Source organism: Gammaproteobacteria bacterium (assembly GCA_029881255.1).
Lineage (GTDB): Bacteria > Pseudomonadota > Gammaproteobacteria > S012-40 > S012-40 > JAOUMY01.
In genome coordinates this window covers 38,380-60,956 of sequence record JAOUMY010000009.1, presented here as the reverse complement: position 1 = coordinate 60,956, position 22,577 = coordinate 38,380, and the positions used below count along the sequence as shown (strand labels likewise).

At 44.9% G+C, this 22,577-nt stretch carries 25 protein-coding genes; 12 read left to right on the top strand and 13 right to left on the bottom strand.

What is annotated here, in order from left to right; genetic code table 11:
- Window positions 1-135 precede the first annotated feature (135 nt).
- From OEZ43_15685 to OEZ43_15660, 6 genes are all read right to left on the bottom strand, one after another.
- Window positions 136-1,236 carry an alanine/ornithine racemase family PLP-dependent enzyme gene (locus OEZ43_15685; GenBank protein ID MDH5547033.1) on the bottom strand — a complete coding sequence of 367 codons (1,101 nt, stop codon included), beginning with the start codon at window positions 1,234-1,236 and terminating at the stop codon, window positions 136-138.
- Window positions 1,233-2,516 carry a DUF1611 domain-containing protein gene (locus OEZ43_15680; protein MDH5547032.1) on the bottom strand — a complete coding sequence of 428 codons (1,284 nt, stop codon included), beginning with the start codon at window positions 2,514-2,516 and terminating at the stop codon, window positions 1,233-1,235. The genes OEZ43_15685 and OEZ43_15680 overlap by 4 nt, the downstream gene beginning before the upstream one ends.
- 335 nt (window positions 2,517-2,851) lie before the next feature.
- Window positions 2,852-3,058 carry a cold-shock protein gene (locus tag OEZ43_15675; GenBank protein MDH5547031.1) on the bottom strand — a complete coding sequence of 69 codons (207 nt, stop codon included), beginning with the start codon at window positions 3,056-3,058 and terminating at the stop codon, window positions 2,852-2,854.
- Window positions 3,059-3,456: 398 nt separating this feature from the next.
- Window positions 3,457-3,678, bottom strand: coding sequence for a translation initiation factor IF-1 (gene infA / locus OEZ43_15670; GenBank protein MDH5547030.1), 222 nt, complete (start codon window positions 3,676-3,678; stop codon window positions 3,457-3,459).
- Window positions 3,679-3,766: 88 nt separating this feature from the next.
- Complete coding sequence (locus tag OEZ43_15665; protein MDH5547029.1) at window positions 3,767-4,018, bottom strand: hypothetical protein; 252 nt, start codon at window positions 4,016-4,018, stop codon at window positions 3,767-3,769.
- A 6-nt stretch (window positions 4,019-4,024) separates the two neighbouring features.
- On the bottom strand, window positions 4,025-5,335 hold the full coding sequence (locus OEZ43_15660; protein MDH5547028.1) for a DEAD/DEAH box helicase: 1,311 nt from the start codon (window positions 5,333-5,335) through the stop codon (window positions 4,025-4,027).
- Here OEZ43_15660 and OEZ43_15655 point away from each other — a divergent pair.
- The 3 genes from OEZ43_15655 to OEZ43_15645 all read left to right on the top strand — a co-directional run bounded on the left by OEZ43_15655 (window position 5,329) and on the right by OEZ43_15645 (window position 6,399).
- On the top strand, window positions 5,329-5,475 hold the full coding sequence (locus tag OEZ43_15655) for a hypothetical protein (protein MDH5547027.1): 147 nt from the start codon (window positions 5,329-5,331) through the stop codon (window positions 5,473-5,475). The two genes, OEZ43_15660 and OEZ43_15655, sit on opposite strands and share 7 nt — an antisense overlap.
- A 350-nt stretch (window positions 5,476-5,825) precedes the next feature.
- Complete coding sequence (locus OEZ43_15650; GenBank protein ID MDH5547026.1) at window positions 5,826-6,032, top strand: cold-shock protein; 207 nt, start codon at window positions 5,826-5,828, stop codon at window positions 6,030-6,032.
- Window positions 6,033-6,132: 100 nt separating this feature from the next.
- Window positions 6,133-6,399: an RNA-binding protein gene (locus OEZ43_15645; GenBank protein MDH5547025.1), complete on the top strand. Its 267-nt coding sequence runs from the start codon at window positions 6,133-6,135 to the stop codon at window positions 6,397-6,399.
- A 36-nt stretch (window positions 6,400-6,435) separates the two neighbouring features.
- Here the strand turns inward: OEZ43_15645 and OEZ43_15640 are convergent, their stop codons facing one another.
- Entirely contained in the window at window positions 6,436-7,095 is a 660-nt protein-coding gene (locus tag OEZ43_15640; GenBank protein ID MDH5547024.1) for a protein N-lysine methyltransferase family protein, read from the bottom strand.
- Window positions 7,096-7,227: 132 nt separating this feature from the next.
- On the opposite strand from OEZ43_15640, the gene OEZ43_15635 reads away from it, so the two are divergent.
- Together OEZ43_15635 and OEZ43_15630 are read left to right on the top strand one after the other, a co-directional pair.
- Window positions 7,228-7,437 (top strand): hypothetical protein, encoded by a 210-nt coding sequence (locus tag OEZ43_15635; GenBank protein MDH5547023.1) that lies wholly within the window; start codon window positions 7,228-7,230, stop codon window positions 7,435-7,437.
- Between the two features lie 100 nt (window positions 7,438-7,537).
- On the top strand, window positions 7,538-9,922 hold the full coding sequence (locus tag OEZ43_15630) for a PKD domain-containing protein (protein MDH5547022.1): 2,385 nt from the start codon (window positions 7,538-7,540) through the stop codon (window positions 9,920-9,922).
- A 76-nt stretch (window positions 9,923-9,998) separates the two neighbouring features.
- Here OEZ43_15630 and OEZ43_15625 read toward each other — a convergent pair whose 3' ends face one another.
- On the bottom strand, window positions 9,999-10,736 hold the full coding sequence (locus OEZ43_15625) for a hypothetical protein (GenBank protein ID MDH5547021.1): 738 nt from the start codon (window positions 10,734-10,736) through the stop codon (window positions 9,999-10,001).
- Window positions 10,737-10,969: 233 nt separating this feature from the next.
- Here OEZ43_15625 and OEZ43_15620 point away from each other — a divergent pair, with 233 nt between their 5' ends.
- Window positions 10,970-11,470: a hypothetical protein gene (locus OEZ43_15620; GenBank protein MDH5547020.1), complete on the top strand. Its 501-nt coding sequence runs from the start codon at window positions 10,970-10,972 to the stop codon at window positions 11,468-11,470.
- Window positions 11,471-11,605: 135 nt separating this feature from the next.
- Here the strand turns inward: OEZ43_15620 and OEZ43_15615 are convergent, their stop codons facing one another.
- The 3 genes from OEZ43_15615 to OEZ43_15605 form a co-directional block, all read right to left on the bottom strand.
- Window positions 11,606-12,286 (bottom strand): hypothetical protein, encoded by a 681-nt coding sequence (locus tag OEZ43_15615; protein MDH5547019.1) that lies wholly within the window; start codon window positions 12,284-12,286, stop codon window positions 11,606-11,608.
- A 217-nt stretch (window positions 12,287-12,503) separates the two neighbouring features.
- The gene (locus OEZ43_15610; protein MDH5547018.1) at window positions 12,504-14,099 is read right to left on the bottom strand and encodes a hypothetical protein; all 1,596 of its coding nucleotides are present in this window, start codon (window positions 14,097-14,099) and stop codon (window positions 12,504-12,506) included.
- 240 nt (window positions 14,100-14,339) lie between these two features.
- Window positions 14,340-15,350 (bottom strand): hypothetical protein, encoded by a 1,011-nt coding sequence (locus OEZ43_15605; GenBank protein ID MDH5547017.1) that lies wholly within the window; start codon window positions 15,348-15,350, stop codon window positions 14,340-14,342.
- A 160-nt stretch (window positions 15,351-15,510) separates the two neighbouring features.
- Here OEZ43_15605 and OEZ43_15600 point away from each other — a divergent pair, with 160 nt between their 5' ends.
- Genes OEZ43_15600 through OEZ43_15580 form a run of 5 tightly spaced genes read left to right on the top strand, consistent with a single transcriptional unit; the run spans window position 15,511 to window position 20,131 of the window.
- A complete protein-coding gene (locus OEZ43_15600; GenBank protein ID MDH5547016.1) occupies window positions 15,511-17,172 on the top strand; it encodes a hypothetical protein in 1,662 nt (553 codons plus the stop codon).
- Window positions 17,173-17,229: 57 nt separating this feature from the next.
- Window positions 17,230-17,973, top strand: coding sequence for a hypothetical protein (locus OEZ43_15595; GenBank protein MDH5547015.1), 744 nt, complete (start codon window positions 17,230-17,232; stop codon window positions 17,971-17,973).
- Between the two features lie 12 nt (window positions 17,974-17,985).
- The gene (locus OEZ43_15590) at window positions 17,986-19,362 is read left to right on the top strand and encodes a hypothetical protein (protein ID MDH5547014.1); all 1,377 of its coding nucleotides are present in this window, start codon (window positions 17,986-17,988) and stop codon (window positions 19,360-19,362) included.
- Window positions 19,363-19,373: 11 nt separating this feature from the next.
- Window positions 19,374-19,778, top strand: a complete 405-nt coding sequence (locus OEZ43_15585; protein MDH5547013.1) for a hypothetical protein — start codon at window positions 19,374-19,376, stop codon at window positions 19,776-19,778.
- A 5-nt stretch (window positions 19,779-19,783) separates the two neighbouring features.
- The gene (locus tag OEZ43_15580; protein MDH5547012.1) at window positions 19,784-20,131 is read left to right on the top strand and encodes a hypothetical protein; all 348 of its coding nucleotides are present in this window, start codon (window positions 19,784-19,786) and stop codon (window positions 20,129-20,131) included.
- 35 nt (window positions 20,132-20,166) lie between these two features.
- Here the strand turns inward: OEZ43_15580 and OEZ43_15575 are convergent, their stop codons facing one another.
- Both OEZ43_15575 and OEZ43_15570 read right to left on the bottom strand, forming a co-directional pair.
- Window positions 20,167-20,802 carry a tyrosine-type recombinase/integrase gene (locus OEZ43_15575; protein ID MDH5547011.1) on the bottom strand — a complete coding sequence of 212 codons (636 nt, stop codon included), beginning with the start codon at window positions 20,800-20,802 and terminating at the stop codon, window positions 20,167-20,169.
- Between the two features lie 199 nt (window positions 20,803-21,001).
- Entirely contained in the window at window positions 21,002-21,442 is a 441-nt protein-coding gene (locus OEZ43_15570; protein ID MDH5547010.1) for a VF530 family DNA-binding protein, read from the bottom strand.
- A gap of 281 nt (window positions 21,443-21,723) precedes the next feature.
- On the opposite strand from OEZ43_15570, the gene OEZ43_15565 reads away from it, so the two are divergent.
- Window positions 21,724-22,395, top strand: a complete 672-nt coding sequence (locus tag OEZ43_15565) for a pseudouridine synthase (protein ID MDH5547009.1) — start codon at window positions 21,724-21,726, stop codon at window positions 22,393-22,395.
- Window positions 22,396-22,577 lie beyond the last annotated feature (182 nt).

The window sequence follows — 22,577 nt, the reverse complement described above, 5'->3', positions numbered from 1 at the left end:
TACAAGCGGCTATAGGGTGATACTCGCATCCACCAACGACGCTCAATCCGGCTAAAGGATTCGAATCCGCATTGCCTACAAATCAATTTTTGAGTCCCCATTTTTAGTTTCATTGATGTTTTAAAATTGTGATTTTCATGAATCCGACGGTTTCCCGTGTTCGACATTGAGGTCGTGACTGTATACCACTTTTTCTACAAATGGAGAGGTCATCGCACGTACCAATGCGCTGTAGTTGGGTTGAAATCGAATTTCACAACCAATAGGTAAACGACTACCTGAGTTAACAATAAGGTGGTCGCTGCTGCCACCGATAATCTCGATTCCTGTCGGTGCCCGCAGTCCAGTCAAATCCGTATCCTGAAGTCCAATGGCGAGGATGGTTTGCGCGATATCAAAGTCGTCTTCACTGAGAGATGATTGCTCACCAAAAGCATTTTGCTCCAGTTTTCCCCAAGGTCGTGACGGTTTTATTTTAGACTCAATCACTTCTGCTACCAGTGTAAAGGCATCGGTGTGCAAGTCATCGATAGCCTGGCGTTGTAGCGGTTCACGCCCAAGTAGCAATGCCTCGCCCAAGCGTAGTTCATTGATTCTGCCAGTATTCACGCCACTTAATGCCCATTCGATGTTTCCCGAGTTGCCACCCGACACGGTATCCAGTGTTATGCCAAACCTGGCATCTATAGCGTCAGCCAAATCTGATAGTTCTGCCATATTGCGCTCATCGGGAGACACGCCACTGCGACACGCGAGGTTCGTTCCAATTCCACAGAGTTTGATATTAGGTAGACTGAGGACATCGTAAACAGTTTCAATTATATCGCCCAGCATTATGCCTTCGCGCAAATCTCCCATCTCTACCATGAGTACGATTCCGTGTGTTACTCCCGCTTTGCTGGCACAGTTAGAGAGATTTCTGATGATGTCGATCTCAGTGTTAAAGCTAATGTCGGCGTATCGCACCACTCTGGCCACCTGGCTCATCATGGGTGAGCGTATCAATGTCATGCTAGCGACAATACCCGCGTGTCGCATCTTTTCGATGTTCTCGATGCGTGAGTCTCCCAGGGCGCTAACGCCAGACTCAATGAGAGTTTTGGCAATTTCAGGCGAAGCAAGAAAGGCTTTGGTGACACCGGTGACAGAGATTCCACTGGTTGAAAGTTTTTCAACGAGGTAACCGGTATTGTGTTGGAGTTTTGTGAGATCGATTTCTAGCCTCGGCGCGCTCACTGTGCGTTTGCGACCCGTATTTTCTCAAGCTCAGGAAAAGCAGAACATACCATCTCGACCAGGCGATCCGGTGAGCGTGTTAGTGCATCAGTGGCTGGAATATCGAGCTCATCTTCAAAGCGCGTGATGGCTTCACTGACCGCTGATTCGCTCATAAACTCGTGATTAATCGTGAGCCCTATGACTTTTGTATTGACGAAAGTTTGAATGAGATGAATCTCTGACGCCGGCGTCGGCATGGCCTCGTTCTCAAAGTCACAACGATGTGTTCTACCGGGGGCGTGTTGCAGTACAACACCATTTGCCTGGCTGCCTCGTAAGATGAAGCTTGAGCTCAGATAGGCAGGATGGCTCAGTGCGCCTTGTCCCTCTATAATAATGACATCGGGATTTTCACCGTGGAAAGCCTCAACCACAGTGGCCTCTATTTCACCGGAGCAGAACTGGGAAGGAATAGCGTCCAATGCGATACCGTAGCGTGATCCCTGTATTAATCCTGTTTGTCCAGTCCCCACCATTACGGCTTTAATTCCAATGTCATTCAGAGCACGCGTAAGAATGGTGGCAGTAGTGCGCTTGCCAATAGCGCCATCGGTTCCAAGTACGGCAATACGAGGACAGGTCACTTCGGCAATGCGTCCGCTAAACATACGCAGATCTTTCTTTGCTCTTGGTCTTCGAATATCGAGTATATGTACATTGCCAGAGGCGCATGCCGCAGCGAATTCGGCATCGTCGTTCAAGAACTCGTGCAGGCCATTGACGATGTTCATACCGAGTGCCATCGCTTCAAGTACGAGTGTGCGTTCGCTAGGAGACAACATGCCGCTTGAGGGTGCCATGCCGAAAATAAAATAGTCTGGCGTTTGCTCGGTATGTGCCAAAGAGTCTTTAAGGTTACCAAAAATTGGAATAGCATTTGGTTTTCCATCGAGAACCATGCCGGTATCTAACCCTGCCTTGTCACTATCGATGACGGACAAAATCTTATATTTTTCGGAGTGACGAACAAGTCCATTTGCTGTTTTTCCGTCGAGATCGCCAAAATTTCCTTCGCAATAGACGATAGCCGTCGCGATCGGGTTTTCCTGAATTTCGTATATGGCGGTGCGACTATATGCTGCAAATGTTGTTTTACTTAAAGAGATATCGATGTTTTTTGGTGTTGGACGTGTGGCTTCGGAGTTGTAGGGTGGAGAGAGTAAACTTGAAATAACGACTGGAGGCGCTTGTTGGGAATATGGGCCAGATGGTGGTAGAGGGGGTGGTATTCTGGACATGTTGACTCCTGGGTTAGGGCTTTGAGTAGGCAGCGAGATCGTGCCAGCCTTTTTTAGCCGCATGTCAACAAGATGTCTCTACTGAGTAATGGATGTGGCATTTGAGAAGACGCAGTCTACTAAGAGATTAACGCCGTTGTACGCTGAGGATATCGGCCTGATCGCCTGATACTGAATACGTATTCTAAAAGAAAACCGGAAAACTCAATCAGAATTGCTCAATTCCGTCTCTATATCTTCACAGCAATAGAGTAAGGTGCGCATGCTTGTAATAGCACTAAAAGTTAAAACCCCACATCAGTGGGGTTCGTAACTTGATAATAAGAATGTTTTACTTACTCAGATTCCACATTCGTTGCGGATGGACCTTTCGGGCCTTGCTCTACGCGAAAGCTAACGCGTTGTCCCTCGGTCAGACTGGCATAACCGCCGCCGCTGTTGATTGCAGAATGATGTACAAATACATCTTTGCTACCATCTTCAGGAGAAATAAACCCAAAACCTTTTGCGGCGTCGAACCACTTTACAGTACCGTTAATCACTAATAATTTACCTTTTTACAATTTAAATAGACGAAATATATTCAGAGTTAGGCGGGAACTATGTATTGGAGGTGACCTAAAAGAAGGGTTTGTCCAGGCATGGCGCCAGTCGATAACAATAAAAATACTCGGTTTTATTACATCTGGCCGATAATGTCGGACTGATAGCGATGTAAGTGCAGAACTGGACATGACGCTTTGCGTATAATTCCAATCTCTGTGTGAAGCCACAGTAACACGTAATGTGACAACATGATAGTAAAAATACACATTGTGGGAATGAAAATGTGTACATAGTTTGAGTGGCTGAGAATAGCTGAATGGTACTTTGAATATCTTCTGAGTAAGTTAGCTAGTAAGCGTGCTATCGCTTGCCAGCTAAATTATTCAGACGATGCTCAGGTTTTATCGCGGAAAATGATGCGACCCTTGGTGAGATCGTAAGGAGACATTTCCAGGGTAACGGTGTCACCGGCGACAATTCTTATGCGAAAACGACGCATTTTACCGGCAACATAGGCCAAAACTTTGTGGCCGTTTTCGAGTTTTATATGGTATTGCTCGTTGCGCAGGGTTTCTATTACGGTACCTTTGAGTTCTAATATATCTTCTTTAGACATTTATGCTCCTATGTCGTAAACGGTGTACAACCAGGCGACGCAACGTTCACGTCAACTGCGATCGGGGACGTTTTCCCCTTTTATATGACTACTTCTTGGCTTTGCCGTAGGCATAACCTGTTCTGGAAAATCGTTCGTTCAGGCTCTCGGCAAAGGCTTGTGCATGGCTGGTAACGTCATTCATGTCTCCAGGCTGCATGCCCTCGATAATTTGTTTACCGCGCTGTATCACATAACGATGCCAAAGACTGCCTGGCATGCCTTCAGGCGCCGCCACTTTTTCCACAGTCGCGACGTAATACTCATTTGCCTTACGTGGCGGATTTTCAGTTTCGTTCACGGTAATTTAGCTCCCTAAACTGGATTGTTTGTTTACACGACGTCCGCGGCCGCTTTGTCCTTTGCCGGCATGTAATGGAGGTCGCTTGCCGCGATGAGCCGCAGGCGCGCTACTGGTGTTTCGTTTTGAAGCGGCAGCCGGTCTGCGTGGCCGAGTAGATGAAGGCTCTGCTTTTATGCTTTTGTCAGGCTCAAAGCCAGGAATTAACTGTTGCGGGATATTGCGCTTAATCAGACGTTCAATATCTCGTAATTGTTTGTGTTCATCAATGCTTACCAGAGAATGGGCGGCGCCATTGTTTCCGGCGCGACCTGTTCGCCCAATACGATGAACATAGTCTTCTGCCACTTCAGGTAGGTCGTAATTGATGACATGAGGCAGTTGATCGATATCAATGCCACGCGCTGCAATATCGGTCGCAACTAACACGCGTATCGTGCCGCCTTTGAAGTCGGCTAGCGCCTTACTGCGAGCATTTTGGCTTTTGTCACCGTGTATAGCGGCAGTTTTGATGCCGTCCTGTATCAATTGTTTTGATAGTCGATCAGCGCCACGCTTGGTGCGGGCAAAAACGAGTACCTGACGCAGATTGCGTGAACCTATCATATAGGAGAGCAATTCACGTTTACGTTGGCGATCAACCGGGTGAGCCACCTGGCTAACAGACTCATTTGCTGTATTTTGACTGGCCACTTCTATCAACACGGGTGCAGTCAACAGCGATGTGGCGAGTTTTTTGATGCCATCGGAGAAAGTTGCTGAAAATAGCAATGTTTGTCGCTTGGCTGGAAGTAGTTGCATGACTTTCTGGATGGCATGAATAAAACCCATATCCAGCATGCGATCGGCTTCGTCTAAAACGAGTATTTCAACGCCAGACAGATCGATGGTTTGTTGCTGAACATGATCCAATAAACGTCCGGGCGTCGCTACAAGTACGTCAACACCGCGACGTAATGCGTTGATCTGGGGGCGTATACCGACTCCACCGAAGATGACCTGAGATTTAATCGGCAGGTATTTCGCGTAGGTTTTTACGCTTTCGCCGACTTGTGCAGCCAGTTCACGCGTAGGTGTTAGCACCAGTGCGCGGATGCGGCGATGCTGAGTATTTTCCTTGCCAGCACTCAAACGATGCAGCAAGGGTAGGGTAAAACCTGCGGTTTTGCCTGTGCCGGTCTGAGCGCCAGCGAGTATATCGTTGCCTTTTAATATGGCTGGAATTGCCTGGGATTGTATGGGAGTAGGCTGGTCATAGCCTTGTTCTTGAATAGCACGTAACAGTTCGGGCATTAGTCCGAGTGAGAGAAATGACATATAAAGTATGGCCTTATGAGGTTTTGGTTGCCGCCTTCCCAGGCGTTTTGCCTGAGACAGTCCAGGAGGGAACGGTTCAATTGTTTTCGGGGCGGCTTACTGTGATTAAGGAAGATACCGAGAAAAGTGACGCAGACTGATGTGCGTCTTACAAATTATTGTAGCGGGGGCGAGTATACCTGATTCTACCCCCGATTACCCCTTCTATTTTCTGTAGTCGACTGGCGTTGGTGTAAATCAACCGAAATGCATTTTGAAATAGATTTTCAAGCTAAATTGTGAGTCAAGGGAACTTTGTGTATAATCCAACGTCTTATCCTACGTTTAGATGCTTTCTAGCTCATAAGCGGCAGGATTTGAACACACACATACAATTATCGTTATCAATAGGCGGAATGCCTGGACCCGTAGTTTGGAATCCTCCGATTCAACCTTTCTGACTGACCTTGATCGTATATTTTTTTTTTTAAATATTTAAGGTAAATTTTTAGTGAATATTGGTACTGTTAAGTGGTTTGACGCCACAAAAGGTTTTGGTTTTATCTCCCCGGAAAACGGTAGTAAAGATGTATTCGTACATCACTCCGGAATCAATAGCGGCGGTGGTTATGCCTCTTTAGAAGAAGGCCAACGCGTTAGTTATGACGTTGAGCAAGGCCCAAAAGGCCCTTCTGCTAAGAATGTTGTACCGGCATAAATGTAGTGTTTGAATAACGCTATATGACAAACCCCGCTTACGCGGGGTTTGTTTTTTTTCACTTTTCAATGTTTACTATTTTGATCAACAAGAGAGTGATATGAAAAAAATATTCGTCGGCAGTTTACCACCCGAATCTACTCAGGATAGTGTTAAAGATATGTTTTCGGAGTTTGGCACTGTTCGTTCAGTTGAGCTCGTACGCGACATATTTACAGGCAAATGCAAAGGATTCGCATTTGTAGAAATGGAAGGTCATGAAGCGCGTGCAGCAATTGCCGGGCTTAATCTAAAAAGCGTAGGCGGCAACCAGATCAAGGTCAAGTTCGAAGAAAAGCAAAAAAGAGGTTGGGGCGGGCGTCGATAGCCTGCACCTGATTTGATAATTGGCAGGCTCTACACCTTAGTTTTGTCCCCGATTGAAACGAAGTATCTTCCCCTTGTATGGGTTTGCGAGATAGTCTGTGTTAACAGGTTTGCTCTTCGTAAATGAAAAGTCCATCGCCGCCATTTTTTTACAAAACGCATTTTGTTGCGCGCGATCTGGATCGACGATGATGACCTCACACTGACGTTTCGCATGCTCATCAATGAAAGTAGACAATAATGCCGGGTGGTCTAGCTCATAGAGCAGATCGCTGCCGATTATCAGATCAAACACCCCAAGTTCGTCATTTTCGTCCGCCCAGTCACAGCGCAGGAATGAAATAGGCTTGCCTTTGTTTAATACCACATTGATCTCGAGATAGTTTTCGACTTCCGGGTGATAATCGGTGGCAGTGATGTCGGCCAGGCGGCTATTCAACACATGACTGGATAAGGCCATGCCGCAGCCAACCTCAAGAATACGTTTTCCCTGAATCTCGAATTCGTACATCAGGTGTGCGAGCACCTTGCTGGAATCCCAGACTATGCCAAATAGCGGCCATGTTGCGGATGAAATTCCAAGTTTATCGGCAATGCCTTCCGGATCGTCATACTGCTGGCGGTCTCGCAATGTGCGCAAGTGAATATCGGAATCGCCAAACTCGATGGTTTGATAGCGGTGACGCACGTTGGACATGCTGTTCTCCTGAGTAAATGGGACGCAGTTTACTCACATAATAAGCATGATTTGCTACGCAGAGGCCGTATTATAGAATAAGTGGGACTAGATACAACTTATTCGCCCCACTTATGCGGAAGGCAGACATTAGTGAAGCGCATTGGTTTTGATAGAAACGTGGAAGTCGTTAGAGGCAAGGATTGCTGTAATGCCTGTTACGTAGGAAACGAAGGCAAAAAACGTGCGGCATTGGATATTATTCCTTCTACTATCCAGGAAGAAGATCTGGTCGAATATATCGCCGATTTGTGTCACGAATGTGCGACACCCAAACAGTCTGAAGTATACCTGCTCGAATAAGTGTTTTTCACGTGTGATAGTTTTGTGATTTTTACGGGATGATACTGTGAACAAAGCTTGACATGGTAAAGCCTGGGAAGAAAACCTCAGGAGGGATATCATGTCGGTTCTATCACGTCACACACGTTTGTTTATCGGAGCATTATTCGTCGGTGTTAGTGCGGTTTCTAATGTACACGCAACTATACAACAGTCGCCATCCAACAATGCTATTCAACAGTCTTTACAACTAAACAGTATTCCATTTGTAAAAAACCAGGGGCAGCAACACCCGGATGTCGCTTTTTATACGACAGTTCCTGGCGGAAATCTCTTTGTCGATCGCAAGGGTGGCTTGGTGTATTCCATGCAAAATGGAAAGGCCAGATGGGCGTTTCGCGAGAGTTTTTCAACAGACAAAACACTGCGGGCGCAGTCACTGGAAACTGGCCTTGTAAATCTCAACATACGTCACGAAAACGGTTTACAGCGTGTCACTACGGTGAACCGTTTGAGTCTTGGCGAGATGAGCGACGGCATACGTTTAGAGTTACATGCGAAGGCCAATAATGTAGAAAAGCGTTTCTATATTGCGCCTGGAGCGAATCCCGATCAGATCAAAGTCAAGTTAGAAGGGATAGAAAAGTCGCATATCGGCGTTGATGGCAAACTGGTGATGGATACTGGCATAGGTCCTGTCGCATTTACCCAACCAGTGGCATTTCAGAAACGTGGAAATGAAACACAATTTGTCGAAGTTGCTTATGTACTTAAAGACAATCAATACGGTTTTCGTGTCGGTGAGTATGATAAGTCACGTGAGTTGGTTATCGATCCAGTATTAGCCGCAACCTATCTCGGTGGTAGCGATGGTTATCCAACTTACACCTACGACAATGTCCATGCGCTCGCCGTGGCAGGTGACTATATTTACGCGGTGGGAAGTACCCAGGCACCAGATTTTCCAACAGCATTGGGTTACGATTCCACCTTTGACAATATTAGTGAAGGTTTTGTAGTTCGCATGAGTGCGGATCTGACTACGCTAGTCAATGCGACTTTTATTGGTAGCGCAGCGTATGATGTGTTACTTGATTCTAACGGCGAAGTGATTGTTGCCGGACAGGCGAACAACGGAATTCCGCAAACAGCAGGTGCATACAGCTATCCGTCCGACTATCAACAGATTGGTGGTTTCATTACGCGTTTTAGTCCGGATTTAACGCAGCTGAATGCCGCTGGAATGATTGTGCCAGCTACAATACAGAAACTCGCGATGGGTAATGGTGGTCTGTATTTTACCGGTACACACAATCAAGAGAATCTTGCATTAACGCCGAATGCCTATGGCACCTCGTGTAACTGTATTAAGCAAGGTAGTTTTGGGGCCAACACCTTTACCGGTTATATGGGGCGTGTTGCCGCAGACCTTTCGGCATTGCATGCCTTGAGTTGGATAGGCGGATCAACACCGTCAGGTTTTGCAATTGCCGAAGACAGCAGTATCTATATCACCAATACAGTTTTAGGTGGCGCCGATGGCGCGGTGCGTCAGTTTGACGCAGATATTACCACCTTACTTGCCAGCCACAGTTTCCGTTATCTAGGCAATGACAGTACAGCGTTCAATACGCTTGCGCTTGGTGACGGATTTGTGTTGGTAGGCGGTAGTACCAAAAAGAACAATCTGCCAACAACACCGGGTGCTTACGATAGCAGTTGCGGAATCAATGGCGACTGCGACAATACAGACACCACGTATTACATCGCCAAAGCTGACGGCTTTCTTGTGCGCTATTCACGCGATCTGCAAACAATACAGGCCTTGACCTACATCGGTGGTAGCGGCCACGACTCGGTTAGAGATTTGTTACTAGATGACGCAGGTAACATCGTGCTGAATGGTATTGCAGGAGATGCGAAATTTCCTCTTAGCTCTGACGCAGAGCAAAAGACAGGTGGTTACTTTTTCGCGCGCATGTCCAGCGACCTCACTAGCTTGGCATATTCGACGCTAGCGAGTGTGAGTGGCGATATGACCTCTGCAGGTGGTAACAACATCTACTTCGGTGGTTCGGTATCGAGCGGTGACGTATTGCCTGTAAGTAGTGACGCCTTTGATACAACTTACAATGGTGGCGCATCTGACGGTTATATTCTGTTGTACCAAATGGCGGATAGTACGGGCAGCGGTGGCGGTACCACTCCCGGTGATAACAACCCGCCAGTTGCCGATGCGGGAGCCGATCAAACAGTGCCACAAAAATCGAACGTGACGCTGAATGGAAGTGCTTCGCATGACTCTGACGGCAGCATCGTCAAGTATCAATGGACGCAACTGAATGGCAAGAGTGTATCGATAAACAACGCCAATAGCGCGGTTGCGACTTTTACCGCACCGAGAACCCGCAAAGGGCGCAGCATGACCTTGATCTTTGAACTGACAGTCACCGATGACAAAGGCAGCCAGGACAGCGATCAAATCACAATTACGGTTACGCCGTAAAAAGAATCGGTGGGTCGAATACAGGTAATAGACATAGCTGGCGAAATCCTGTATTCGAACCCTCCAATTTCAAATTCTAATAGTATGCTTTTACACGCAGGCCAGCATAATGTAACCATGCAAAATTGTAGACAATGTCTACGTCGGCACCTCCCTCTACTGTGCGATAGCCGGCACCGACAGACCAGTTCGGATTGATTCGATAGTGTACGAATAGACCAAAATCAAATGCTCTTCCGTATTGTGAAGCGATAGCATCCAAGTCACTTTGTATATTCCATTTGTTATCAAATTTCCACTGCGCGGCAAAATGAAGTAGAGGGACGAAGCCGAGATCAGGAAAATTGCTTTCTAAGCTTCCCTGTTTTAGCGCAATGTCTGCCTGACGAATCTTAAATGTGATTCCAAAATCCCCATTCCAACGGGGATTTGAAAGAAATCGCCAAGCATAGGTTAAACGATATGAGTTAAATTGATACAGAAAAGTGGTGTCCGTATTGGAAGAAAACGTAACATTATTGTAGTTTATCGACTGATTGGTTTGTGCTGTGGCTTCTACCGAGAGCGGTGCTGCAAGTAGACGTATGCGGTGACGTTCATTAATTGCGTAATTCATTTCCGCTCTAAAATAGGGAATAGGTCCACTTCCCAGCGAATCGACTAACGAAAATCTAGTACCAGTACCGGGCGGAATCTCGACTACGTTAACGGTTTGATAAATCACTCCTCCTTCTAAGGTGAACGACCATTTGTCGTCTGCCAGCGATATATTCGAGATTCCTAAAAGTCCTGCAGTGATCAACATAAAGCGCATAGCTAACTTCCCATTCAGATGACGAATTATCAATACAACATGTGAATCTATGTGTATCAAGACCAAAAAAATGAGGTATTAAATAAGCAGTAACAACTGGGTATATGTCGTTTGAAACAATTTGTTACGCCTAGTGCGTCCAGCCTCTGTTTCTATGCGCCGTTAATATGGAATGAACGAATAGGTCGTTTCAACGGTGAATACGAACAATCATGCAAATACCCTTGGAAAAAATGACTAATCATTCTCTAGCAAGCGATGGCGATACCTGTCGATTCGTTTGGGTTGGAAGAATCATTATCCTATCTTTTGTTTGTATACTCGCTATGAGTTTCCCCGTGCTGGCGCAAGAAGAAGCCAGCATTATCGATCAGACGCGGAAAATGCCTGGCGTGCAACCCGAACAAAAACCAGAACAAGGCGATGCCAATAATGTCGTTGCTGGTAAGAAAGTCATTAAATCCAAGGCCGTCACTATTGAAAAAGAAGTAAGACTCTTTTCACTCGGTGAGGCAATCAGCCAGGTGTTTAACACCGCACCCGATTTAAAACCCGACGATATCCCATCGCGATACAACGAATCGCTAGTTCTCGACGTGCTTGGCGAGTTCCAGGTGAGCATGCGCATACGCGGTGGTGGTGCGATCGGCGTATTCGAAATCCTCGGATTGCTACTGCTGTTGCTGCTAGCTCGGGGCGATAGGCGGGGTGATAGAAGAACGCTACGTCGTTAACGTTCAGCTAGTAGTCACATCGTTATGGAGACGACAGGATTGTGATTCCTGTCGTCTCTTTTCAATACTTTTTCTATTCAATTTAGTGCGTTAGTGTTGGGTAAAGTTAAGTAGGATTAGACACTTCTTAATTGACTACCATGGTTGCCAGTTAGGGTTCTCATCGTCTCCCTTGTTTTCAAACCAAGCAGCACTGCCCGCGTCCCAGGCATATCGATCACCCATGTGTGGATCTCCGTTGATATCGACATTGCTGACGCGACAATGGGGACAGCGAAACTCTTTGATGTTTGGATATTCCCTTTGAATAGTTTTGATCGCATTCTCCAGAGAAACACCTGAGTGGAACCAACGATTACGTGGCGTAACAATCACAATGCCGGCATCATGTGCAATTTTTTGCCAGCCTTTATAGTCATCTTCATTGTCTTCCCAGCCCTGTCGAGTTTCTGCGCCGGAGTGACGGCCCGCAAACTTAGTTAAGGAATAGTTTGGGCAACTGTCACCATTGACATAATTCATCTTGAAGCCAGTCTGGTTTTCCTGCGCCGGTTCACCGTTTCGGTAGGAAGTGGAGGGCGACCAAATAGAATATCCGTGCGGTACGTAGAATTTTATCTTGCAAAATTCTGGAACGTTGAAGCCGAGTACATTCTGAACGTTTTTCTGATACAAGCCGCCATGTGAAAAGATATAACAGGATGTCGCGTTAGAGGTATCACCGATCACATAGTAGGAGGTCAATCGTCTGACCGGCGCGTTGCCGTGACCAGCCGCATTAAACGTCAAGTGTGGTTTCGCTTTGACTCTGCCCATACCGTTTCCTCTGCTGTTAGATATTTATCCAATCTGAATTCACTTAGGCTAGTGTTGTTTTTTGCCTTATCGAATTCGAAGGTCTCTATTTCAAAGACAAGTATCGAATAGCCAGGGGGGGAAAGATGTATCAAAACGCACACTGAACAATAGTCAGATACAACTTTACTTTGAAATTAAAGAAAAGTTGCACCTGACTTCCACCAACGTATTTGCGTTAGTTGCTCAAGATGACTTCTGTGAGTAACCAATCAGCATTATGATCCAGGTACTCGCACGTCCAGCTGCCACTTCCCTCTAATATCGCTGAAGTACTATAGGATGGCATATCGCTCGGCATACCAAAGGGCTCATAGGGTGGAGTTGCATATCCACAGCTTGATAGGTGTGAATGCAGCGCCACGACTTTTGGCGTTGGCACACGCGGGGTGTCCGGAACTCCGTCATCGTCGCATATGGCGGATATCGTCTTGATCACGGTCTTCGGACGGATTCCCCAAGCATACTTCCTGGCGTAGGCGTCACTACGGTCTGCAACATACACTAGCAATGTGCCTGAATACTCGACACCATGAAACACCTGATCAAACCGATCGCACTCTTCTTCCCAGGCAGCTCCCTGACGCACAATTTGCAAATCTCCTGCACGACTCATTTGGTACACCGCAACATCACCTGTCGCGTATCGGCTCAGCTTCCAACGCATATCTTTTAAGTCCACGATATTCTTTGTTTCATCGTCATTGTCTTCGCTATCAATAGAACTTCTCAAATTCATCCGGCCCTCGTAATAGTTCTTGCACGATGGCATCTCTCTTTCGATAGTGTCGACCAAGTCCTTATTCACGTCTTTTAGCGTACTGTCTGTGTATGATGAAGGTCCGGAGATAATCGGCCAAAGTGGTTTAGTGGCCTTAATATAACCCGCCGCCTTGTTAACCCACTTATTAAAGAAGCGCACGCCGGTGTTCTGCTTCACTTCGTTGCGCACACCTTCTATCTTGTCCAGATCGTCCTGCTGTTTTGACGGATTGTCTTGATACGTCTTCTGGTCGAGCGGATGTAGTGGGTTTTTTACACAGTCTTCCATTTCATCTAAGCGATCCATTAAATCTGAGTGTTCTTTTGCCGCTTCTAATGCGCTAATCACATCCAGAACGGCTTTTGCACCAGAGCCGACATTCTTGCCCTTATCACCAAAACGTTTCTTTAAATACTCTCCCGCTGCTTCCTTGCCGGCCTTTTTAACAGTACCCTTTACCACAACCTTAACCGTACTCTGACCGCCACCTTCGCCTGCACGGGCGAAAGCCTTAAGTCTGGGAACACCGGGTTTTAATTGGGCGATTGCCTCGGCCGGAAGAACAAACGTGGGTAGGTTGTAACTCAATTCGAAATCGTATGAATCGATGGTCTCTTCCGAATCTTTGGAAACATTGGAAGACACCATCTGTGTATTACTTGCCATTCCGGAACCACCGGAAACTGCGCCAAGCCCAGTCAGATCACTCTCATAGTCCGGATCGAGTTGAATGCTATACTCAATGCTCGCCGTCGTTCCAAACCAGAAGGATTCATCAAGTGAAAAATCCTTGTTCTGCTCGTCGACCAATACAATCGTGGCATCTTTGAGTAGAGCATCCTCTACTTCATCCGGCGTCATATCGTCGGATTGCGTCGTAACATCGGTCTGTGTTGTATCGCCGCTGTTCGCATCGGAGCCTACGATGGGTGTTACTTTCTCATCGTGGAAACAAGCCGCCACCGTCATGAAAAGCAGCAGGCAGAACAAATAATTTCCCATCTTGATCATACGATTTCCTCCGAAAATATTGCTGACCTTTGTCAGAATGCCGCTGCTTCCTTGCAGAAAATATTCTCGATAATTTGGCTAGGTAATTAACGATTACCAGGTATTTACGTTCTAGTTTTTGTCCTATTGATAGGCATGTATTAATGATAACGTATATGCATATATTTTGGACAAATATACTTTCTTGATACGACATCGAAAAGTGATTGATGAGCCGAATTACGTCGGCTCCAGCACCACTTATTTCAATAAACGCGACACCACCTGTACACGGGCAAACTGCGGATAGCGAGTGTCTAAGTTTCTATCCAGGTGCATTGCATATCCAACACGGATGAAATGCTCGACCTGTTTGGTTTTGAAAAAACTCTTCTCGACAAAGATACCGGCCTTGCCTGGGATACCGTAATCGGTGAGTTTAAAGATAGAAAAGTCATACCACGCACCAATACCAACATCATATTTCGTCGAGGTACTCCAACGTGAGAGTAACGCAATACCTTGGTTTGAGAAATCGATTGGCGTATTCAATGTGCCGACAAAACTGGAACTGGCCTCAAGATAATAACTCAGCCCATTCGTATCCCCACCTAAGCGCCTACCCAGGCCAATAGACATATAGCCATGTTCATTCGGCTCGAAGCGCATCATATTGAATAATGGACGACTGGTATTCATGAGCATATAGTTCAGTGACGCCTCGTTGCTCGACAACGTTACCGCCGGACCATCCTTACCTTGTGGCAGATGCTGCCACTCCCAGTAGTTGAGGTAAGGACTTCCGACTTGCGATTGCGCTGTAATGCGATAGTCACCCTTGTGCCATTCCAGTTGCTCATCCCGTTTACTCATGAGTGCATGCAGCCCCATAACGCCAAACGCGATATAGCGCATTAAGGGCAATTCCCAACTAATCATCGCATAGCCCCCCAAAAGTACAGTGGGAGAGTGGGTCATGTGCAAATCATAGCCACCTGCATGTGTAGATTCAGGTTCACCGAGAATCGCATAGGCATCCTCGCGCAAAGGCGAGATATAAACACGACTAAAGCCCACATCGGCATTACGAGAGATCAGATAGTCTCGAATCTTGTATGGATGCAGCCCATCCACATCGGGAAATTTGCTTTGTAATTCAGCAGGCGGCAGTTTGAAGTCCTCCGCCTGAGTCGGCGTCTTACTCAACTTCAATGGTGCTTGTGTGCACGCTGTAAACGAGAACACAGCCACGATCAGCAGTGATAGACGCATGAGGAATCCTTTATTCGAGTTCTTTGTGCGCCGGATTTTACGCTACATGTAAGCGACTGCCAACCTCACGCGCGCTTTACATGACCACACGGTAGGGGTATGCTCGGGCAAGTAATTGAAAAGAGCAGAATATTTGTACCCCAGGAGAATAAGACAATATATGACACGCCATTGGCTTGTATGGATGCTGATGTTCAGCCTTGGCAGTGTTGACGTCGCCTATTCATCCGTCTGCAAGGAAACCGAAGATTGGGCCTCGAAAAAACTCGACACGGCGCAATCTACGGTAACTATCGAAGTCAGCCTGTGTGAATTACAAGAGGACTATTCCGATAAGCATTTTCCGGCCTTTTATTGGAAACTGAACAAGGCTTATCAACAGCCGTCCACTCAACTTGATTTAGTCGACAACAGCCTCACCTGGGCGAAGCAGTCCATCGTCGCCAGAGAATCCGATACCGCAGAAAAGATTTATCAAATCACGCTTAATCACTCACCGAAAGAGCCACGCGTATTATCGAGCTATGCTGCCCTCATGCTCAACCTGGAGAATTATGAAAAAGGGCTAGAGTTACTGGATCAGGCACTGTTATACGAAAAGAATGACCCCATGATCGTCCACAATCGGTTTCTGGTTGCGGTGATGTTCGGTAACTATGAGGATGCCAGTCGATTCAACACTGCGTTAAGAAAGCTGGAACCCACACGAGAGGAGCACATCCTTCGTGCGGCCCTGCTTGATCGGCTCCATCATAAAAATCCAGCGGCCGACAGCTGGGACTTATTACTCAGTACACAAACAAACGAAAACAATCGCGCCTATTGGCTTGAATTTACCAAGCTGCTTGAAGACAGGAAATACGAGGACTTGATGCAGGCCGCCAATCAGTGGGTGGATATCAGAATGAGCTATGAGGCGCTAATCCTGCTCGATTATGTCATCTCGCAAACTACCAATCCGCTCGGACACTATATAAAAGCCAAGGCGTACGAATTCAAGAAACACTACAAACTGGCGTATCAGTCTGTGAAGAAAGCCAAGGAATTAGCGCTAAGTTCAAGCGAGTTCAAAGACAAATATTACAAGCATGCCTTGTTTGAATCGGGCCGTTTGGCCTATGCGATCAAACACTATAACGAGAGCCTCGCGCTATTAGATGAATACGCCAATAAAGGCTACACCCATCCCAATCTTGATTACATGTATGCGGTCAGCTACAAAGAATCGAATCAATTTGACAAGGCGATGCCGTATTTTCAGAAATGCGCAACACAAAAGCTCGCCGACAATCTGGAAGAATTCTGCAAGGCACAGCTAGGCAACGTCACTGCCAGGGCGAAGGCTATGTCATCCAAACAAGACGATACTGGACGACAGCTTGAAGAAAAGAAAAATACTGAGATCGAAATCCAATCAACAGGAATACAACCCAATGCCTATATGCAAGGCATTACTGCCAGCCAGGCAGTTTCCTGGCTAGGCGAAATCATAGATACCAAATTCACACTAAACGGCGGTAAACTACACGTCAGATGGACGGCGAGGTTCCTACAGCCCAAAGACTCAATCAACATCGTCGACGACAAGGACTACAAGATAAAATTTAACGACGCCACCGAAGAACAACTTTTTGTCGTCAATATGTACGTAAATGTGACTAATCAAGAAAATGTTGAGAATCTAAAGAAAAACGTAACACAGGAAACACACATCGTGGTGGAGGGCGACGCAATTGATGTACAAGCGATCAATGAGAAACTGGCTGCTGTGGTTGAGATGCGTAGGGCGGTGTTTACATCGAGAATTAGTAGGGTTGAGTGACTGGTTTCGACCCGAAGCGGACACTCAGAACTCTTAACAGGTTCATAAAGTAGATTAATGGATAAAGTAAAAATAACCGTGGCGACGATTGGCTATATGCCAGCGGAGTTTGACAGGAAGAAGCTTAAGGATTGGAAATCGAAGGTATTTTCAATTGTTGGTGAAATTGAAAGCTATTCATTGACGAAAGATTCTGATGGGTATGATTGGGAGTTTAAAGATGAGGGCTTGGAAGACGTCTTGCCAGAAAAATTTGCTGGTGACTTTCTGATAGCAATAGTAAACGTTCCCATCGAACTAAATTGGTACTCAAGAAGGCTTACTAATAATCGAGTTGTTTTTACATTTCATGAGATCAAGGAAATTTTGAATTGGTCAAATATCCCCCTAGAAAACGTTATTTATAGACTACTTTATGCCTATACTCTCGTCTTCAAAAGAAATGGGGCACGAATTCCACTTAATCAGGAACAAACAAATTTCACCCATGACGAAACACGTGGCTGTTTGTTTGATATGAATGGCATAAAAAGTGATGTTGTATATTCCTGTCACGAACCTATCATCTGTGCGGACTGTGTTGAAAGATTGAGGAAAGAGAAAGTATCAAATGACGCCATTGAGATTATTCAAAAAGAAATAAAAAAGATAAGAAAACCTCTGTACTATCGTTTTATCGACTTTATCAAAAAACACCCCATTTGGTCTCTGATTATTTCAGCGCTTTCCGCTATTATTCTTGGAGCAATAGGTTCATATATTGGGACAGTTTTCTACGAATTTATGAAAGTTAATACATAAAAAGAAGATAGTATGGACCTGATAAGACCAAGACTTACCGACTATCACGGAATACATAAAAGCCAGGCAGAGCTTGATTTTGCCATTCAGTTTTTTAACGAGGATATTCCGCTATATGTTGATCCCTTTCTCCTGTGGAAATCTCCATCTCAACAGGATCAGGCACTCCATACAGCGATTGCAAACTCGTTTAATCATCTTAACTATCTTCTGAAGAAAGGGCGGGAAGAGGAAGCTGTATCGGTCCTTGTAATTCTATCAGAGTGCGGAGAAGTAGGGCTCGGTGTTTCTAAGACCCGTAAAGGCCACAAGATCAGTAAAGACCAGGCTGTGGATATACTGTCACTTTTTCGCGATATTCCTGAATACAGCCAGTTTGGGTTTACACACTTTGAAGCTATTCAGTTATATGTTAATGGTGTTTCAAAAGACCGTGTGAGTGATATCGCGTGTAACTATATAAAGTCATTTCTTATCGACTACACCATCGAACAATGCGAATTACATGAAATACCAACAGAAGGGGTTATTCTAGATTCAGTTTATAATTACAAGAAACATGACTTTGACACTAACGAAAAGGCGTATTTACCTGTAAATCCCCAAACTAAAGAACCGCTAATTTTCACGCCTAAAAGATGGTTGAGGTTTAATCCTTGGATAAATTACGAAGACTACTTTCGTTCTTATTGTCCTAGAGATGATATTTTTCACCCTGATGAACCACAAGAACGAGTTAAAGTTCTGAATTTTAATAGAGAAAATTACGGGGTCGTTGAAGAATATATAAAGAACAAAGATAAAACGTCTGCGGACTGTAAAAATGATCCCTTGTTTAGCCAAATCCCAGTGGTTTCGGCAAAGAGAAAACTAAAAGAAATATTAAAACTAAACTCTGGAAAAGAAGGTGGAGCAGATACTAAATATGAAGATTTGTCTGCAGACCTTCTCGCTTCACTATTTTATCCTCATCTAGATTTTGCTCAAACGCAAAGTAGAACAGAGTCTGGCCGACACATTAGAGATCTAATATTTTACAACAATAGAGATGTGGATTTTTTGGACGAAATATTTGCCGACTACGGAAATAGGCAGCTTGTTTTTGAAATGAAAAATGTTAAAAAAATAGAGCGTGATCATATAAATCAGCTAAATCGATATTTGCAGACAGGTTTAGGTAATTTTGGGGTTTTTCTTACACGAAATGACTTACCTAAAGCTATGTTCCAGAATACAATTGACCTCTGGTCTTCTCAGAGAAAGTGTATTATTGCAGTTACTGATGAGGATCTAAAGCTCATGGTTGATGTATACGAGAGTAAGCAAAGAGCTCCTATTGAAGTACTAAAGAAAAAGTATGTGGAGTTCAGAAGAAGCTGTCCATCATGAAGGGAATTAAAATGGATAAGAAAGATGTAGATAAGTTCGAAAAGCTCTCTGGTCAACTTATAAGCGTGTATGATGAGATAGCATTGTTGTCCAAGAAGAATCCGAACGACGCGGTTAATAAATTCAAACTTAAGTTTATCAATAAGCTTGTGCAGGATAGCAACAACTTTTTAACAAATAAGTATAGGCCATTTGATGACTTTGATTTGTTTGATGAAGATGATGTACCTCAAACTAGTGATGTGGTTTTTATCTTATCTCAGTATCTTCAATGTTTTGAAAAATTACGGTCAGATAACGTGGTTAACTCATACGGCACCTGGTACTGGCGTGTAAAAGGAGAATCGGACGATGACGTAGATGAAGACGGCATGATTGAAATAAGGACAGTAAAACCTAAGAAATTGAAGGACTAGCTGGAATGAAAGAAAAGTCAGAAACAACGTTAGAACTAGCTAATGCACACGATACGACGATGCCATTGTTAAAGTCTATGTATGAAGAATTTAAGGAGCTATCTAAAAAGAAACCTGATTCTGCTGTTAGTAAAAGTAAAATAAAAATCGTTAATAGGCTTCTCGGTAAAATCAGGATTATTCTTGAAAATGAAGATTCTATCGAGTTCTTGGATATGTTGGATGAAGATGAAGTTCCACAAGCTAGCGACGTAACTCTAATACTCTCTCAATATGTGGCCGCGATGACTGGATTCAAACAAAAATATTACGGATACAAATCTGGTCATGGTAATGCTTGGACGATTAAATGATTGCTTAAACGAATGCTTACTTGTGAGAAAAGTATTTAAATTTCCGTCTGTTCGGCTATTTCTAGCGCATCGTCAACCTCAATCCCAAGATATCGAATAGTGCTTTCAAGCTTGGTATGCCCAAGCAGCAACTGAACAGCCCTTATATTCTTCGTACGCCTATAGATCAATGTAGCCTTGGTTCTCCGGAGCGAATGCGTTCCATAGTCGCTAGGATCAAGACCAATTAAAGAAACCCATGATTTCACAATCCTCGAATAGTGGCGGGTTGAGAGATGGGGAGTTTCGTGTATGCGGCTTGGAAAGAGGTAATCATCGGATCGGAATTTTGCTTCAGCGATCCATGCACCCAAAGACTCCCTCGTTTGTTGCGTAATCTCAAACTGAACCGGACGTTTGGTTTTTTGCTGCAAGATCATGGTACGAGACATTACCTTGGTGCCGTGTGCGACATCTCGAACCTTGAGTTTTACAAGGTCACAACCACGGAGTTTGCTGTCTATTGCCAGGTTAAATAAAGCGAGTTCCTTGGTGGCATTGGCAAGCTGTAGTCGTATGCGGATTGCCCAGATTTCCTTGAGTTTGAGCGGTGGCTTCTGACCAATGAGCTTGTGTTTATTCCATGGCTCAGGCTGTTTTATAGCTGAGTTATTTACTGATGTATTAGGCATTTCTGTACTCCTCTGAGAACTGGAGGAGTCTTAAAGTATAGAAAGCGTTTATGAGGAATTACACGAAGTAAAAGGGTCAACAATTCAATCTGTATGTCCGCTATTGGCCGACAATACCGTTCGTAACTCTAGTTGTTTGAAAGCCGGTCTCATTAAACAAAAACCGTCGACGATTTTAGATAAATATGTGGGAGCCCTTTTACTTTTTCTGTCGGGCTTTGGCCCAGGGGTCGGCTTTTTTATCTGAAGGAGAGCGCTTTTTCGTGTTCCGCTCCGTTGATTTTCTTGGGCGCTTTTCATATAAAAGTTCAGCATCTTTGAGTGTCAGTATTTTGGGTTCGCTGGGTTCCTGGCCTTCTGGGATAATTCGCTCTCTCGGAGGTATCAATAGCTGTTCGGATGATGGTCTGGGTAAGTTTTTAAACTCATACAAATAGAAATTCTCAACTTTTTCTCTAGCCCAGTCAGTCTTTTTTAAAAAATTTATACTGGAATCGAGGCTCGGTTTGGTTTTAAAACAGTTGAGATTTAAATAAGCATCGAGGATTTCAAAACCGTAGTGATCTATTATTTCTGTCAATAAGCTTTTCAAGCCAAGTCCGCGCAGTGGATGGTTTAGATAGTTTGACTCATTACTCATTCTAACTGGATTCCCGGGGTGAATGACGGATCAAATAAGGTGGAAAGTGTTCAAAGACGCATTATAGCCCATTTAAGTCCGCTATAGAATTATGTGAGAATTGGGTGTGGAGCACAGACTCTTCTAGAATACTAATGTCCGTTATCGTTCTTTGAGTGTCCGCGTGTGGCCGATTACGTATGAAAGACTATCGGGCAAAATAAGTGGGCACGGTGCTCGGCTTGTTTTAATATACGCCGTCTCAGTGTGATGATTTTATACCTTTTTAACAAAAAACCACTATGCAGCCACAAGCCGATCCCTTTATCGTTCCCTTCTGCGACGAAGAATTAGAGGTTCTTTATAAAGATCAACATCTCCTATTAATCAACAAGCCAACGGGCTTGTTGACCTTGTCGGGAAAGCATCCATTAAACAAAGACTCGGTTCATTTCCGTTTGGTCAAGCTATTCCCCGACGCGACGATGATTCATCGTCTCGATTTCGGTACCTCGGGTGTTTTGGTCGTGGCTTTGAATAAAGTAGTAAATGCGCACCTCTGTGAACAATTCAAGCGTCGCACTGTGACCAAGACCTACACGGCTCTATTGCATGGACATCTTATCGAGGATGAGGGTTGTATCAATCTGCCCGTCGCAAAAGATAGGCCAAATTTTCCGCTACAAAAGATATGTTATGAAACCGGTAAATGGGCATTGACACATTATCAGGTAATAGAACGCATGGAGGAACCTTTTGCAACAAGAGTGCTGTTTAAACCGGTTTCGGGTCGTACGCATCAACTGCGTATCCACAGCCGAGAATTAGGGCATCCCATTTTGGGCTGCGATCTATATGGGACAGATGAGGCGTTTTCTATGGCCAGTCGTTTGATGTTACACGCGACGAGTGTAACGTTTGATCATCCTGTCACGGGTGAGCGGATAGAAGGGGAGAGTACCTGCCCGTTTTAGTCATCAAAATCGGGTCAGAGTAATAGCATTTCTTTCAGTGTCCGGTATTGGCCGTTTTAATATTGTTTGCGGACATTTAGGCTATTGACAAATAGGACTCACTCGACTCTTTGCAACTTATCCACGGGTCTACCGGTGTCCGTATAGCAGCTGTTATGTCTTAAGTAGACAATGTAGCAAGA